13 protein-coding genes and 1 tRNA gene are annotated in these 14783 nt (G+C 70.9%); 6 read left to right on the top strand and 8 right to left on the bottom strand.

The genetic code is table 11. The features are described from left to right. Positions 1–37: 37 nt before the first annotated feature. Positions 38–595, top strand: a complete 558-nt coding sequence (locus tag U9R90_RS31410) for a TetR/AcrR family transcriptional regulator (protein WP_411060343.1) — start codon at positions 38–40, stop codon at positions 593–595. A gap of 104 nt (positions 596–699) precedes the next feature. Here U9R90_RS31410 and U9R90_RS31405 read toward each other — a convergent pair. The 7 genes from U9R90_RS31405 to galU all read right to left on the bottom strand — a co-directional run bounded on the left by U9R90_RS31405 (position 700) and on the right by galU (position 6320). Continuing rightward, positions 700–773: transfer RNA gene (locus tag U9R90_RS31405), tRNA-Ala, on the bottom strand. A gap of 97 nt (positions 774–870) precedes the next feature. Beyond that, entirely contained in the window at positions 871–2064 is a 1194-nt protein-coding gene (glpR, locus tag U9R90_RS31400; RefSeq protein WP_411060341.1) for a gephyrin-like molybdotransferase receptor GlpR, read from the bottom strand. Between the two features lie 166 nt (positions 2065–2230). Then, the gene (locus U9R90_RS31395) at positions 2231–2836 is read right to left on the bottom strand and encodes a GNAT family N-acetyltransferase (RefSeq protein ID WP_411060982.1); all 606 of its coding nucleotides are present in this window, start codon (positions 2834–2836) and stop codon (positions 2231–2233) included. 23 nt (positions 2837–2859) lie between these two features. After that, positions 2860–3438: a molybdenum cofactor biosynthesis protein B gene (locus U9R90_RS31390; protein ID WP_411060339.1), complete on the bottom strand. Its 579-nt coding sequence runs from the start codon at positions 3436–3438 to the stop codon at positions 2860–2862. After that, complete coding sequence (gene moaC / locus U9R90_RS31385) at positions 3435–3914, bottom strand: cyclic pyranopterin monophosphate synthase MoaC (RefSeq protein ID WP_411060337.1); 480 nt, start codon at positions 3912–3914, stop codon at positions 3435–3437. Before moaC ends, U9R90_RS31390 begins: the two co-directional genes overlap by 4 nt. Before the next feature lie 163 nt (positions 3915–4077). Then, positions 4078–5412 (bottom strand): gephyrin-like molybdotransferase Glp, encoded by a 1335-nt coding sequence (glp, locus tag U9R90_RS31380; protein ID WP_411060335.1) that lies wholly within the window; start codon positions 5410–5412, stop codon positions 4078–4080. After that, entirely contained in the window at positions 5409–6320 is a 912-nt protein-coding gene (gene galU / locus U9R90_RS31375; protein WP_411060333.1) for a UTP--glucose-1-phosphate uridylyltransferase GalU, read from the bottom strand. Before galU ends, glp begins: the two co-directional genes overlap by 4 nt. An 88-nt stretch (positions 6321–6408) precedes the next feature. Between galU and U9R90_RS31370 the strand changes: the two genes are divergently transcribed. Continuing rightward, positions 6409–7023, top strand: a complete 615-nt coding sequence (locus U9R90_RS31370) for a 5-formyltetrahydrofolate cyclo-ligase (protein WP_411060331.1) — start codon at positions 6409–6411, stop codon at positions 7021–7023. 18 nt (positions 7024–7041) lie between these two features. Here U9R90_RS31370 and U9R90_RS31365 read toward each other — a convergent pair whose 3' ends face one another. After that, positions 7042–9909, bottom strand: a complete 2868-nt coding sequence (locus tag U9R90_RS31365; RefSeq protein WP_411060330.1) for a penicillin acylase family protein — start codon at positions 9907–9909, stop codon at positions 7042–7044. Between the two features lie 282 nt (positions 9910–10191). On the opposite strand from U9R90_RS31365, the gene U9R90_RS31360 reads away from it, so the two are divergent. From U9R90_RS31360 to U9R90_RS31345, 4 genes are all read left to right on the top strand, one after another. Then, a complete protein-coding gene (locus U9R90_RS31360) occupies positions 10192–11718 on the top strand; it encodes a potassium/proton antiporter (RefSeq protein ID WP_411060980.1) in 1527 nt (508 codons plus the stop codon). 233 nt (positions 11719–11951) lie between these two features. Then, positions 11952–13247 (top strand): MFS transporter, encoded by a 1296-nt coding sequence (locus U9R90_RS31355; protein WP_411060329.1) that lies wholly within the window; start codon positions 11952–11954, stop codon positions 13245–13247. A gap of 67 nt (positions 13248–13314) precedes the next feature. Further along, positions 13315–13644 carry an FmdB family zinc ribbon protein gene (locus U9R90_RS31350; protein ID WP_411060327.1) on the top strand — a complete coding sequence of 110 codons (330 nt, stop codon included), beginning with the start codon at positions 13315–13317 and terminating at the stop codon, positions 13642–13644. A 111-nt stretch (positions 13645–13755) separates the two neighbouring features. Continuing rightward, positions 13756–14589 carry an S-methyl-5'-thioadenosine phosphorylase gene (locus U9R90_RS31345; RefSeq protein ID WP_411060978.1) on the top strand — a complete coding sequence of 278 codons (834 nt, stop codon included), beginning with the start codon at positions 13756–13758 and terminating at the stop codon, positions 14587–14589. Positions 14590–14783: the final 194 nt, after the last annotated feature.

Here is a 14783-nt window from a genome sequence, read left to right as displayed (position 1 = left end):
CGTATACTTGGCCGGGACATGTGAGGGGAGACACGGCATGGGCGCGATCCGCACACCGCGGGACAAGTGGATCCAGGAGGGGCTGCGGGCGCTCGCCGCGGGCGGCCCCGAGGCTGTCCGGGTCGAGGTCCTCGCCCAGGCGCTCGGCGTCAGCAAGGGCGGTTTCTACGGCTACTTCCGCAACCGCACCGCCCTGCTGGAGGAGATGCTCGATACCTGGGAGCGGGGGGTCACCGAGGAGGTCATCGAGCGGATCGACCGCGACGGGGGCGACGCCCGCGAGCGGCTCGGGCGTCTCTTCGACTTCGTGGGGTCGGCCGATACTCCCGTGACCAACGCCGGGGTCGAACTCGCGATCCGCGACTGGGCCCGGCGGGACGAAGGCGCCGCGCGTTGCCTGCGCCGGGCCGACAACCGGCGCATGGACTATCTGCGCCAGCTCTACGGGGCTTTCTGTCCCGACGAGGGCGATGTCGAGGCCCGCTGCCTGATCACCTTCTCACTGCGCGTCGGCGACCACCTCATCGCAGCCGACAACGGCCCGCGCAGCCGCACGGAAGTCCTCGCCGCGGTCAGGAACCGGCTGTTGAGCTAAGCGAGCTCTCAACGGGAAGGGGCGGAAGTAGCTGCTGTCCTTCACTGCTGTACGACGCCAAAGAGCCCCAGCCGGATCTCTCCGACTGGGGCTCTAAGCTGCGGTGGACCTGTGGGGATTTGAACCCCAGACCCCCTCGATGCGAACGAGGTGCGCTACCAGACTGCGCCACAGGCCCTTGCAACGAGTGAAACCTTAGCACCCCGATCGGGGTGCTTGGAAATCCGTTCCCTGGCTGGTCAGCTCGGTGGCCGGGAGCGGGGTCCGGCGCCGGGTCACTCGTTGGCGGCGCGGGGGCGGTCGCCTTCGGCGTACTGGTCGAAGAGGGGGGTGCGGCCGCGCTCGCGGGAGCGGCGGCCGGCGGCGGCGCGGCGGGCCGGGGCCTGGGTCTGGGCCTGGCCGTCCGGTTGGATGTGTGACGCGGTTTCCGTCGGGGCGGGGGCGTCGGCGGGGGCGTCGTCGGCCTGGGGGTCGGCGGGCGCGGGGGCGCGCCCGCGCTCCGTGGCGGCGGGTTCGGCGGCGCTGGAGCGGGCCGAACTCCAGGTGTCCGGTGCGCCCAGGTCGACGCTGCCGGTGGCGCGCGGCGCGACCGGTGCGGTGACGTAGGTCGGCAGCGGCACCGGGACCGGGTCCCAGCTCTCGCCGCGGGCCGTCCCGCGCTCGCGCTCGCGCTGCTGGTCGACCCACTCCGCGTGGTCGGTCTGCTCGACCAGCGCACGGCGGTCGGCGGCGAGCGCGGAGAGCCCCGGCTGCGACGCCGGTTCGGGGTGCTCGGCCGGTTCGGCGGCCGGCCGGCGGGCACCACCGGGGCGGCGCTCGCGCAGCCGTTGCGCGGCGACCTCGGCGCGGCGCCGGTCCATGGTGTACGTGAAGCGGCGCCGCTCCTGGGCGCGCAGATACACGATGTACGCACTGAGCAGCAGGGCCGGGACGGCCGGCGCCCAGAGGAACGCCAGGCCGCCGACCGCGGCGACGACCGCGCCGATGCTGAAGGCGAGGAAGAGGGCCACCGTGGTACGGCGACGGCGCGCGAGGACCTTCGAGCGCCGGGCGCGCGCGGCGGCCTCCGGGCCGATACCGACGGCGGCGCCGGGGCGCGGCCGCGGTGCCGCGGGCTCGGCCGCCCGTTCCGGCGGCGCGTCCGGGGCGTCGGCCCCGCCACCGGTGGCGCGTTCTTCGGCGTCCGGAGGCATGGCGAAGAACCGGACGTCGACCGAACCGGAACCCGTCACAGGTTCCGTACCGGCGTCCGGGTCGCTCCCGGGCTCTTCCTCTTCGGTGCGCTCCCGCAGGTCCTTGGCGTACCGGCGCTCCATCGCCGCCCGTCCGGACAGCAGCCGGATGGCCGTGCTGAAGCGTTCCGTCGGACGGGCTTCGTTGAGCTCGTCCTGCCTGCGGAGCCACATCGGCACCAAGTAGGCGGCCCAGGCCCCGACGATGACTGCGTAGATGAGGCCGCTGCTGCTCACGCTCACACGGTAGAGGGGTTTGCGTGAGGCCATCTGCCAATTGGGCCGGTGTGTCGCACGATCTGGCTGATATCTCGAACTTTTTTTGTGACTGGTGCGATCAGCAGTCTTCAATCCCGGGCATATACCGGGTCAACTCCCGCGCTTTTTCGAACACTTATTTTATTTACGAGTGTTCCTGGGTGTTCCTGCGTCGCGCCTGGTGCCAGCGGTTGAGCAGCCCGTCCGGGACCTCTTCCACAGTGAGCGCGAACACCAGATGGTCCCGCCAGGCCCCGTCAATGTGGAGATAGCGTGGACGCATCCCCTCCTCGCGGAATCCGAGTTTCTCCACGACCCGGCGACTGGGCCCGTTCTCGGGCCGAATACAGACTTCGACCCGGTGCAGCCCGACCGTACGGAAGCAGTGGTCGACCGCCATCGCCACGGCGGCCGGCATCACCCCGCGGCCAGCGACCGCCTGGTCGACCCAGTAGCCGACATGGCCCGAGCACATCGAGCCCCAGGTGATTCCGGCGACCGTCAACTGCCCGACCAGACGCCCCTGGTAGTCGATGACGAACGGCAGCATCCGGCCCGCGTTGGCCTCCGCGCGCAGATGGCGCACCATCTGGCGGTACGTGGGCCGGTGCGCCGCCGGGCCGCCGGGGACCGGCGGCGGGATGGTCGCCTCCCAGGGCCGCAGCCACTCGCGGTTGCGCCGGTTGACCTCGCGCCAGGCCCGCTGGTCGCGCAGCTTTATGGGGCGGAGGACGATATCGCCGTCCGCCAGTTCCACGGGCCAGGACGGGCCGTTCAGCTCGGGCTCCCGGGTCTGGGGTGGTCGCCGCCCGCGATCTGCTCGACGGCGTGCACCAGGACCTTCTCCAGTACGGCGAGCCCGTCCCGTACCCCGCCCGTCGAACCCGGGAGGTTCACGATCAGGGTGCGCCCCGCGACTCCGGCCAGGCCGCGGGAGAGCGCGGCCGTGGGCACCTTGGCGAGGCCGTACGCGCGGATCGCCTCCGGGATGCCGGGTACCTCGTAGTCGATGACGCGGCGGGTGGCCTCGGGGGTGCGGTCGGTGGGCGAGATGCCGGTGCCGCCGGTGGTGAGGATGACGTCGTATCCGGCGGCCGCGCCCGCGCGCAGCGCCTGCTCGACGGGGTCACCGTCGGGGACGACCAGCGGGCCGTCCACGGCGAAGCCGACCGAGGCCAGGCCCTCGGCGAGGATCGGGCCCCCCTTGTCCTCGTACACCCCGGCCGACGCGCGGTGGGAAGCCGTGACGACGAGGGCGGCCCGCGGGGCCAGCAGCGCCGCGCCGAGCGAGGACGCGTCGCCGGGGAAGGGCGGCGCGCTCTCCAGGCCCGGCCGCCGCGCCTGAGTGCTCATGAGCGGCTCCAGTCCCCGGACTTGCCGCCCGTCTTCTCCTCTACCCGGATGTCCGTGATGACCGCGGCCTTGTCGACCGCCTTGACCATGTCGACGACCGTGAGGGCGGCCACCGAGACGGCCGTGAGGGCCTCCATCTCCACGCCCGTACGGTCGGTGGTCTTGACCGTGGCCAGGATCTCGACCGCGTCGTCGGCCACCGACAGGTCCAGCTTCACGCCGGATACGGCGAGCGGGTGACAGAGCGGGATCAGGTCCGGGGTGCGCTTGGCGCCCATGATGCCCGCGATACGCGCGGTGGCGAGGGCGTCGCCCTTGGGCACTCCCTCGCCACGCAGCAGCTCGACCACCCGCGGCGAGACGAGCACACGGCCGGTGGCGCGGGCGGTGCGCGCGGTCACGTCCTTCTCGGATACGTCGACCATACGGGCGGCGCCCGCTGCGTCGATATGTGTCAGTCGGTCCTGCGTGCTCATGCGTGGCGCTCCCGGTGGGGCCTGTGCGGGCCCGTGTGCTGGCCCCGTGTGGGCAGACACGGTACCCGCACGGGGAGGCTCTCAGCCGAGCGGTCAGGTCTGCCTGGGGATGTCCACGCCGACTGGTCCGGCTGACCTGCGTGTCCGGCTGGGGGTCCGGGGGTTATCCCCCGGGAAGACGCAGCACGTCGAGCTCAGTGCCGGGCTGAACCTCGGTGGTGTCCTCCGGGACCACGATCAGCGCGTCGGCGTGGGCCAGGGCGGCGATCAGGTGGGAGCCCGCGCCGCCGACCGGGGCCACGGTGCCGTCCGGTGTGTACGCGCCGCGCAGGAACTGGCGCTTGCCCGCAGGGGAGCTCAGCGGCTTGTCGGCCCGCAGCACCGCGCGGACGGTCTCGCGGTGCACATCCGGCAGGCCCATCAGGGTGCGGATGGCGGGGCGCACGAAGAGCTCGAAGGAGACGTACGAGGAGACCGGGTTGCCCGGCAGGGCGAGCAGCGGGGTGTGGTCGGGGCCGATGGAGCCGAAGCCCTGGGGCTTGCCCGGCTGCATGGCGAGCTTGCGGAACTCGATGCCGCTGCCCGCCTCGTCCTCGTCGCCGACGTGCGCCAGGGCTTCCTTGACGACGTCGTACGCGCCGACGCTGACGCCGCCCGTGGTGACCAGCAGGTCGGCGCGGATCAGCTGGTCCTCGATGGTGGCGCGCAGCGTCTCGGCGTCGTCGGCGACGGCTCCGACGCGGTAGGCGAGCGCACCCGCGTCGCGGGCCGCGGCGGTGAGGGCGAAGCTGTTGGAGTCGTAGATCCGGCCCTCGGTCAACTCCTCGCCCGGCTGCATCAGTTCGCTGCCGGTGGAGAGCACGACGACCCGGGGGCGTGGGCGCACCCGGACCGTGCCGCGGCCGATCGCGGCGAGCAGGGCGATCTGCGGCGGGCCGAGTACCGTCCCGGCCTCCAGGGCCCGCTCACCGGCGCGTACGTCGCTGCCACGCGCGCGTACATGCGCACGGGCCGCGGCGGGGCGGTGCACCCTGACCTCGCCGGTGGCGCCCTCGGGGGCCGCGCTGTGCGGGGTCATGGTGCCGACCGGACCCGCGCCCAGACCGCCGTCGGTCCACTCGACGGGGACGACCGCCTCGGCGCCCGGCGGCAGGGGCGCGCCGGTCATGATCCGGGCGGCCTGTCCGGGGCCGACCCTGAGGTCGCCGACGCTGCCCGCCGCGACGTCGCCGATGACCTCCAGGGCGGCGGGGAACTCCTCGCTGGCGCCCGCGACGTCGGCCGTGCGGACGGCGTACCCGTCCATGGAGCTGTTGTCGAAGGGCGGCAGCGAGACGGGCACCGTGACATCGTCGACGAGCACGCAGCCCTGGGCGTCCAGCAGCTGCAGCTCGATGGGCTCGAGCGGGCGGACCGTCGCCAGGATGTCCTCAAGGTGCTCGGTCACCGACCAGATGTGGGTCTGGCCGGGGACCTGTTCCGTCGTGCTGCTGCTCAAGATCCCTGCATCTCCTCGGTGACATAACTGCGGAGCCAGGTCCGGAAGTCCGGGCCCAGGTCTTCACGTTCGCACGCGAGTCTGACAATGGCACGCAGGTAGTCGCCGCGGTCGCCGGTGTCATAGCGGCGGCCCTTGAAGACCACGCCGTGCACCGGGCCGCCGAGCTGTTCGTCGGCGGCGAGCTGCTGGAGCGCGTCGGTGAGCTGGATCTCGCCGCCGCGGCCGGGCTCGGTCTTGCGCAGTATCTCGAAGACGGCCGGGTCCAGGACGTATCGGCCGATGATCGCGAGGTTGCTCGGCGCATCGGCCGCGTCGGGCTTCTCGACCAGGCTGGTGACCTGGACGACGTCGCCGTCGGCGGTCGGCTTCACGGCCGCGCAGCCGTAGAGGTGGATCTGCGCCGGGTCGACCTCCATCAGCGCGATGACGCTGCCGCCGTACTGCTGCTGCACCTCGACCATGCGCTGCAGCAGCGGGTCGCGCGGGTCGATCAGGTCGTCGCCGAGGAGGACCGCGAAGGGCTCGTGGCCGACGTGCGGGGCGGCGCACAGCACGGCGTGGCCCAGGCCCTTGGGGTCGCCCTGGCGGACGTAGTGCATGGTGGCCAGGTCGCTGGACTCCTGGACCTTGGCGAGCCGGGACTGGTCGCCCTTCTTGGTGAGGGCCGACTCCAGCTCGTAGTTGCGGTCGAAGTGGTCCTCCAGCGGGCGCTTGTTGCGTCCCGTGACCATGAGCACGTCGTCCAGACCGGCGGCGGCGGCCTCTTCGACCACATACTGGATCGCCGGCTTGTCGACTACGGGCAGCATCTCCTTCGGAGTGGCCTTGGTGGCCGGAAGGAAGCGGGTGCCGAGGCCTGCTGCCGGGATGACAGCCTTGGTGATCGTAGGACGCGTCTCAGTCATGCCCGAAGCGTAACCGGTACGTATGTGCGGAAGATGCCCCTCCGGTTATATCGGGCAGTTGGGGCACCAAAGAGAGGTTTGTGAACGAGTGGCGAGCACCGACAGTGACGGCGGGACCCACCGTATCGACAAGGCCGCGCTGCGCGGGGAACTGCTCGACAGCCGACGCCGGTTGACCCCCGACGATGTACGCGACGCGGATGCGGCGCTGGCGGCGCGTGCGCTGGAACTCGACGAGCTCTCGGGTGCGGGGACCGTCGCGGCGTATGTCTCGGTGGGCCGGGAGCCGGGCACGCGCGCGTTGCTGACGGCGCTTCACGCGCGCGGGGTGCGGGTGCTGCTGCCGGTTCTGCTGCCGGACAACGACCTCGACTGGGCGGCGTACGACGGCGACGAGCACCTCGCGCGTGCGGGCCGCGGACTCCTGGAGCCGGACGGTCCGCGGCTCGGCCCGGACGCCGTCCTGGAGGCGGAGACCGTCCTGCTGCCCGGGCTCGCGGTGGACGACGACGGGCTGCGGCTCGGCCGCGGCGGCGGCTCGTACGACCGGGTGCTCGCCCGGCTGGCGAAGGCGGGCGCCGACCCGGCCCTGGTGGTGCTGCTCTACGACCACGAGGTGGTCGCGCGGGTCCCCGAGGAGCCGCACGACCACCCCGTACACGCGGTGGTGACGCCGTCGGGCGTCAGGAGATTCACGCCCTGAGGATGCTTGGCTGGTTCCTTACGGCCTGAGCACCAGGTGGTCGGCCGTGGCGTCCTTGACCGCCTGCTCGCTGAACGCCCAGTCGAGCAGCTCGCCCTTGGCCCACTTGTCCGTCTGGTCGGTGTAGTGCGAGCTGTATGCGTGGCCTGACGCACCGGTGAGGTTGATCCACTTGGACTTGTCGAAGTCCTCCAGGCTCACCACCATGCGCATCGACGGCACCCAGGTCACGTCGTAGCCGCCCGCCGCGTTCCAGCCGGTGGCGTTGACCGCGCCCTCACCGCCGCCGAGCTTCCACGGCCCGCGGTTGAGCATCCACTGGATGAAGCCGGGCCCCTCGGTGCCCAGGGTCTGGTTCTTCAGCTCCAGGGTGTGCAGGCGGCCCCAGCTCCAGCTGTCGATGTCCTTGCCGAGCTTGGCGGTCAGCTCCCAGCGGGCGTCCTTCATGGCGCGGGCGAAGAGCTTGTCGCGGGTCTTGGTCTCCTCGTCGAGGCGCGACCCCGGCGAGTGCCACCACTCGTTGTCCTGGTCGTCGAGGATGCTGCGGACCACCTCGAACCAGCGGTCGCCGCCGTCCGGCTGGGCCGCGTCCGCGGCGCGCTTGCCGCACTCGAGCACCTTCTCGTTCGGGTCGTCGACCGGGCCGGTGTTGTCGGCCGGCTCGACCCGGACGCAGTCGCCCTTGACCCGCAGTTCCTTGGGCAGCTTGTCGCCGAAGGACAGCTTGAGGATGTTCCGCCAGACCGCGTTGAAGTACGCGGCGGCCGCCGAGTCGGCGTCCTGGGTGTAGTCCCAGCCCTCCAGGAGCTGCTGGGCCTCGCGGACGTCCGAGTCCTTGACGTCGATCTTGAGCAGCTTGGGCGTCAGCATCTTGGCGATCTCGCTGCTGTTGTCCAGCTGCATGGTGCGCATGTCGTCCGTCGAGATCTTGCCGTTGTCCTTGATCTTCGACGCGATGAGGTCGTTGATCCGCTGGCTGCGGGCCCCGTGACCCCAGTCCTCGGTGAGCTTGTACGGGTACTTCTCGGCGTCGACCACGGCCTGGTTGGCGGTGACGATGTAGCCGCGCTTGGGGTTGTAGTCGTACGGCAGCGCGCGCTGCGGGATGTAGCCGGTCCAGTCGTACGCGGAGTCCCAGCCCGGCGCCGGGAGCGAGCCGTCGTGGTTCTTGCCGCGGGTGGGGATCTTGCCCGGTGCCTGGTAGCCGATGTTGCCCCGGGTGTCCGCGTAGATCAGGTTCTGCGAGGGCACCTCGAAGTCCCCGGCCGCCTGCTGGAACTGCTTGAAGTCCTTGGCCTTGTTGAGCGCGAAGACCGCGTCCATCGACTTGCCCGGCTCCAGGGCGGTCCAGCGCAGCGACACCGCGTAGCCGTCGGCGCGGTCGGGGGCCGCGCTGCCGGCCGGTGCCTCCTCGCCGACCTTGGCGAGCTCGGTGCTGCGATCGGACACCAGCGGGCCGTTGCCGGTCTCCCGTACGACGATCTTCTTGTCCTTGCCGCCCGCGACCTTGATGGTCTCGCGGCGGGTCTTGAAGGGCTGCACCTTGCCGTCGCGCAGGTAGCCGTCGCCCTGGATCTTCTCCAGGTACAGGTCGGTGACGTCGGCGCCGAGGTTGGTCATGCCCCAGGCGATGTCCTGGTTGTGGCCGATAACCACCCCTGGCATGCCGGAGAAGGTGTAGCCGGAGACGTCGTACTGGCAGTTCTTGGCGTCGCCCGTGCAGTGCAGGCCCATCTGGTACCAGATCGACGGCAGCTGGGGGGCCAGGTGCGGGTCGTTGGCGAGCAGCGGCTTGCCGGTGGTGGTGTGGGCTCCGGAGACCACCCAGGAGTTGGAGCCGATGCCGGAGCCGTTCGGGCCGAGGGCGTCGGGGAGGTCGTCCAGGATCTCGGAGAGGCCGGAGAGCTGGGTCGTCATGCCGTCGGGGGCGGTCTCGCCGCCTGCGAGGCCGGCGTCGGTGCCTGTTCCCGTGCTCGTGCCCGTTCCCGTGCCGGTGCCCGCCTGGGTGCCGGTACCCGTACCGGTACCCGTACCAGTGCCTGCTTCGCTCCCGGTCCCGGTGCCTGTGCCCTGCTGGGCGTCCGGGTCAGTCTGCGACTGGGTGCCCTTGGGGTCGTACTTCTTCGTCGTGGGGTCGACCGCGCCGCCCTGGACGATCGGCTCGTGCAGGTCGTACGGGTACTCCGGGTACAGGTCGGCGATCTGCTTCGGGCCGAGCCTGCTGTACATCAGGGAGCGGTCGATCTCGTCCTTCATGTTGCCGCGCAGGTCCCAGGCCATGGCCTTGAGCCAGGCGACCGAGTCGATCGGCGTCCACTTCGCGATCTTGTAGTCGTTGGTGAAGCCGAGAGCCGCGTACTCGACGGAGACGTCCTCGCCGGCCTTGCCCTCGAGGTACGCGTTGACCCCGTCGGCGTAGGCCCGCAGGTACTTCTTGGTCTCCGCGGAAAGCTTGGTGTCGTACTCCTCCTTCGCCACCCGGTGCCAGCCGAGTGTGCGCAGGAACTCATCGTTGTCGACCTGGCCCTTGCCGAACATCTCGGAGAGCCGACCGGAGGTCAGATGGCGGCGTACGTCCATCTCCCAGAAGCGGTCCTGCGCCTGGACGTAGCCCTGGGCCTTGAACAGGTCCTCGTCGGTCTCGGCGTAGATCTGCGGGATGCCGTTGCTGTCCCGCCGTACGTCGACGGGGCCGCTGAGGCCGTCGAGCTTGATCGTCCCCTTGGTCTGCGGGAAGGAGGCGCGCACCGTGCTGATGCTCCAGTACGCGCCGTAGCCCACGGCCGCGATGAGCGCCAACACCAGCACGATCACGATCAGGCGGGCGCGTCGCCCCTTCTTCTTGCCGGTCTGCTGGCCGGAAGAGGCGGTGGTGTTCGCGGGCATCGCTGTCCTTGTGGGTCTTCGTTCGCCTTCGAGTGCCTTCGGGTCAGGCGAGTGGCAGAGCGGTCCTGGAGTGCTGGAGCAACCATAGGCGGAGGGCATAGCGGCCCTGGACGCGGTGTCCGCAAGGTATATCGCACCGGTGATCAGTGACCGTAAGGAACGCGTCAAGGTTAGGTAGGGTAACTAGACAAGGTAACTAAGTGCGGGCCGCCCCGTACGCGTCATCGCACTCGCCGTCGCACGCGCGACAGCCGCCACCACCTCTCGCGAAAGGAACAGCCGCTGACTGTCGACCAGCTGAACCAGCTGCTTCTCATCTGCTCGCTCGTCCTGCTCATCGCCGTCGTCGCCGTGCGCATCTCCTCGCGCAGCGGCCTCCCCAGCCTGCTCCTGTACCTGGGGATCGGGATGGCGCTCGGCCAGGACGGCATCGGCGGCTTCGAGTTCGACAACGCCGAGCTGACGCAGGTGATCGGTTATGCCGCACTGGTGGTGATCCTGGCCGAAGGTGGTCTGGGCACCCAGTGGAAGCAGATCAGACCCGCGCTTCCGGCGGCGTCCGTGCTGGCGCTGGTAGGTGTCGGGGTGAGCGTCGGCGTCACGGCGGCGGGGGCGCACTATCTGGTCGGGCTCGACTGGCGGCAGTCGCTCATCGTCGGCGCGGTGGTCTCGTCGACCGATGCCGCGGCGGTGTTCTCGGTGCTGCGCCGGGTGCCGCTGCCCGCCCGGGTGACCGGTGTCCTGGAGGCCGAGTCCGGCTTCAACGACGCCCCTGTGGTGATCCTGGTGGTCGCCTTCTCGACCGCGGGCCCGATCGACAGCTGGTACCTGCTGCTGGGCAAGATCGCTCTGCAGCTGGCGATCGGGGCGGCCGTCGGGCTCGCGGTGGGCTGGCTGGGCGCGTACGGCATCCGGCATGTGGCGCTGCCCGCGTCCGGCCTCTACCCGATCGCGGTGATGGCGGTCGCGGTCACCGCCTACGCCGCCGGGGCCCTGGCGCAGGGCAGCGGCTTCCTCGCCGTCTATCTGGCCGCGATGGTGCTCGGCAACTCCAAGCTGCCGCACTGGGCCGCGACGCGCGGCTTCGCGGACGGACTGGGCTGGCTCGCCCAGATCGGCATGTTCGTCCTGCTCGGGCTGCTGGTCACGCCGAGCGACCTGCTTGAGGACGCCTGGCCGGCAATCGTCGTGGGCCTGGTGCTGACCATGGTGGCGCGGCCCGTCTCGGTGCTGGTCAGCCTGCTGCCGTTCCGGCTGCCCTGGCAGGAGCAGACCCTGATGTCCTGGGCGGGTCTGCGCGGCGCCGTGCCCATCATTTTGGCCACGATTCCGCTGGTGACGGGCATTGAGGGCAGCGGCCGCATCTTCAACATCGTCTTCGTGCTGGTCGTCGTCTACACCCTGGTGCAGGGCCCGACGCTGCCCTGGCTGGCCAAGGCGCTACGGCTCGGCGACTCCTCGGAGGCGGCCGACCTGGGGGTTGAGTCGGCGCCCCTGGAGCGGCTGCGCGGCCATCTGCTGTCGGTGGCGATCCCGGCGAAGTCGCGGATGCACGGTGTGGAGGTCGGGGAGCTGCGGCTGCCGCCGGGGGCCGCGGTCACGCTGGTCGTCCGGGGTGGGAAGTCCTTCGTACCGCTGCCGACCACCGTGCTGATGCGCGGGGACGAGCTGCTGGTGGTGGCGACCGATCCGGTACGCGACGCCGCCGAGCAGCGGCTTCGGGCGGTCGGGCAAGGCGGAAAGCTGGCCGGGTGGCTGGGGACCGGGGGCAGGTCAACCCGTGGACGCGACAGCGGAACGTCTGGTTAATCACAGGCTTCAGGCGACTTTGCTTCCGCTTTTCAGAGGCGTACGTGCACATTAACCCTTACTATGAAGGGACACTGATTCAAACCACCTCTGTCTGATGCAGAGCTGGCGCGACCGCACGGCGGCCGCGGCCCTTCCGCAGGGGCCGGGTATCACCGACGTTCCTGCGCAAGAGGACAGCTCTCGGCGACGTCAACACGGGCGCGCCACCAGGCAGCAGAAAGGCAAGGACCGTGGCAGCCACGGTCAACTCCGGCTCCCGCCCCGGATACGGGCAGCTCCTGCGCATTCCCGGCGCTCTCTCGTTCGTCCTGCCCGGCTTCGCCGCGCGGCAGCCCTTCGCCATGCTGACGATGTCGATCGTCCTGCTGGTGCAGCACACCACCGGCTCGTTCGGCAAGGCGGGCGCCGTCTCCGCCGTCGCCGGTGTCTCCATGGCCCTGTTCGCCCCGCAGAGCGGCAAGCTCGCCGACCGCTTCGGGCAGCGTGCCGTACTGATTCCCGGCGTCCTGGCGCACGCCACGGCGGCGATCCTGCTGACCGTGCTGGCGCTGGCGCACGCGCCGCTGTGGGTGCTGTTCGTGGCCGCGGTGCCGGTGGGCGCGTCGGTGCCGCAGGTCGGCCCGATGGTGCGGGCCCGCTGGGCCGCGGTACTCGACCGGCCCGACCGCGGGCGCCTCACCCAGACCGCCGCCGCCTTCGAGTCGGTGACCGACGAGCTCACCTTCGTGGTCGGCCCGGTGCTCGCCACCGCGCTGTGCACCTGGGTACACCCCGGCGCCGGGCTCGCCGCCGAGGCCGCGCTGACCCTCGCGGGCGGCCTCCCGTTCGCCGCACAGCGCGCCACGCAGCCCAAGCCGCACGGCGGGCACAGCGCCGCCATCGACGGCCACGCGCGCGTGAAGCGCACTTCCGCCCTGTCGGTGCCCGGCCTGCGGGTCCTCGTCGTGGCGCTGCTCGGCATCGGCGCCGTCTTCGGCGGCATGCAGGTCTCCCTGACGGCCTTCGCCGAAGAGGCCGGCCAGCCGGGCGTGAACGGCCTGCTCTATGGGATCTTCGCCGCGGGCAACATGCTCGCGGGCATCGTGTTCGGCGCGATCGCCTGGAAGGTGGGGCCGCAGCGTCGGCTCCTGTTCGGGTACGGGGCGCTGACGCTGATGGCGTCCACCCTGTGGGCCGTGCACTCCGTCCCGGTGTTCGCGGTGGTCGGGCTGCTGGTCGGTGTGTGCATCGCACCCGCCCTGATCACCGGCTTCACCCTGGTCGAGACGCTGGTCCCGGCGTCGGCCCGTACCGAGGCCTTCACCTGGCTGACGGGCGCGGTCGCGCTCGGGCAGGCCGCGGCCGTGACGGCCTCCGGACAGCTGGTGGACACCCACGGGGCGAGCGCCGGATTCCTGGTCCCGCTGGCCGGTACGGCACTGGCGCTGGTGACCCTGGTGGCCCTGCGCTCGCGGCTCACGCCTCCGTCTCAGGGGCTGACCGTGGCACGTGGCGTCGGTCACCGCGTCCCCGTAGCAGTGGACTGATCCGAGGGAATGCGTCACTATTGACCGTCGTTAGCACTCATCGAGTGAGAGTGCCAGGAGGAAGCAAGTGCCGACGTACCAGTACCAGTGCACCGAGTGCGGCGAGGGCCTTGAGGCGGTGCAGAAGTTCACCGACGACGCCCTGACCGAGTGCCCCAGCTGCGCGGGACGCCTGAAGAAGGTGTTCTCCGCGGTCGGCATCGTCTTCAAGGGCTCCGGCTTCTACCGCAACGACAGCCGCGGCTCCTCGTCGAGCAGCACGCCGGCGTCGACGCCCGCCGCGTCGTCCACGTCCGCGACGTCGTCCTCCTCGTCGTCTTCGTCGTCGTCCACGTCCTCCTCGGCGTCCTCCGCTTCGGGTTCGAAGAGCTCCAGCAGCGGCTCCTCCGCCGCCTGACGCAGTCTGAGGCCGTCTGGCGCCATCTGACGCCGTCTGACGCACATGGTTTTCGGGGCCCCTCGTTCGTACGAGCGAGGGGCCCTTTAGTCTGCTCGGATGGCTAATCGGATGGCGAACGCAGACATCGGCGTGATCGGCGGATCGGGCTTCTACTCCTTCCTGGACGACGTCACCGAGATCCAGGTGGATACCCCGTACGGGCCGCCGAGCGACTCACTCTTCCTCGGCGAGATCGCCGGCCGCCGGGTCGCCTTCCTGCCCCGGCACGGCCGCGGACACCACCTGCCGCCGCACCGCATCAACTACCGCGCCAACCTGTGGGCCCTGCGCTCCCTCGGCATACGCCAGGTGCTCGGCCCGTGCGCGGTGGGCGGGCTGCGGCCCGAGTACGGACCAGGCACGCTGCTGGTTCCGGACCAGGTCGTGGACCGTACGAAGGCGCGGACGCAGACGTACTTCGACGGGGAGCCGCTGCCCGACGGCACGGTGCCGAACGTGGTGCACACGACATTCGCCGACCCCTACTGCCCCGAGGGCCGCAGGGCCGCGCTGAAGGTGGCACGCGGGCGGTCCTGGGAGGCCGTGGACGGCGGGACGATGGTGGTGATCGAGGGGCCGCGCTTCTCGACCCGCGCGGAGTCGCGGTGGCACGCCGCGATGGGCTGGTCGGTGGTCGGGATGACCGGACACCCGGAGGCCGTACTCGCCCGCGAACTGGGGCTCTGCTACACCTCGCTGGCGCTGGTGACGGACCTGGACGCGGGGGCCGAGACCGGCGACGGCGTCTCGCACACCGAGGTGTTGCGGGTGTTCGGCGAGAACGTGGGGCGACTGCGCGAGGTGCTCTTCGACGTGGTGGGCGCACTGCCGTCGACCGAGGAGCGGGACTGCCTGTGCACGCACGCGCATGACGGGTGGGACCTGGGCATCGAGCTGCCCTGACCGCTCCCCGCAGGGCTCCCGTCCACTCCTGCGGGTGAGGGAGTTGTCCACAGTCGGGCCGTGGCCCACAGGCCGCAGCGGGATCGGGCCCGAGCCTGCATCGTGAGGAGCGTTCAGCCGACGTTCCTCACGGCAGGCGGTGGTTGCCATGTCCTCCTCGTACTCCTCGCACCCCTCCCCCTCATCCCCCTCAT

Origin of the sequence: Streptomyces sp. E11-3, from assembly GCF_046540415.1 — a bacterium.
GTDB lineage: Bacteria > Actinomycetota > Actinomycetes > Streptomycetales > Streptomycetaceae > Streptomyces.
The sequence above is the reverse complement of the archived record's forward strand: the minus strand, read 5'-3'. Positions and strand labels throughout refer to the sequence as shown.

What these genes read in the sequence shown, in the direction of transcription:
- U9R90_RS31410 (WP_411060343.1), top strand. Translation starts at nt 38, where the DNA reads ATGGGCGCGATCCGCACACCGCGGGACAAGTGGATCCAGGAGGGGCTG.
- U9R90_RS31390 (WP_411060339.1), bottom strand. Translation starts at nt 3,438, where the DNA reads ATGAGCACTCAGGCGCGGCGGCCGGGCCTGGAGAGCGCGCCGCCCTTC.
- moaC (WP_411060337.1), bottom strand. Translation starts at nt 3,914, where the DNA reads ATGAGCACGCAGGACCGACTGACACATATCGACGCAGCGGGCGCCGCC.
- galU (WP_411060333.1), bottom strand. Translation starts at nt 6,320, where the DNA reads ATGACTGAGACGCGTCCTACGATCACCAAGGCTGTCATCCCGGCAGCA.
- U9R90_RS31365 (WP_411060330.1), bottom strand. Translation starts at nt 9,909, where the DNA reads ATGCCCGCGAACACCACCGCCTCTTCCGGCCAGCAGACCGGCAAGAAG.
- U9R90_RS31345 (WP_411060978.1), top strand. Translation starts at nt 13,756, where the DNA reads ATGGCGAACGCAGACATCGGCGTGATCGGCGGATCGGGCTTCTACTCC.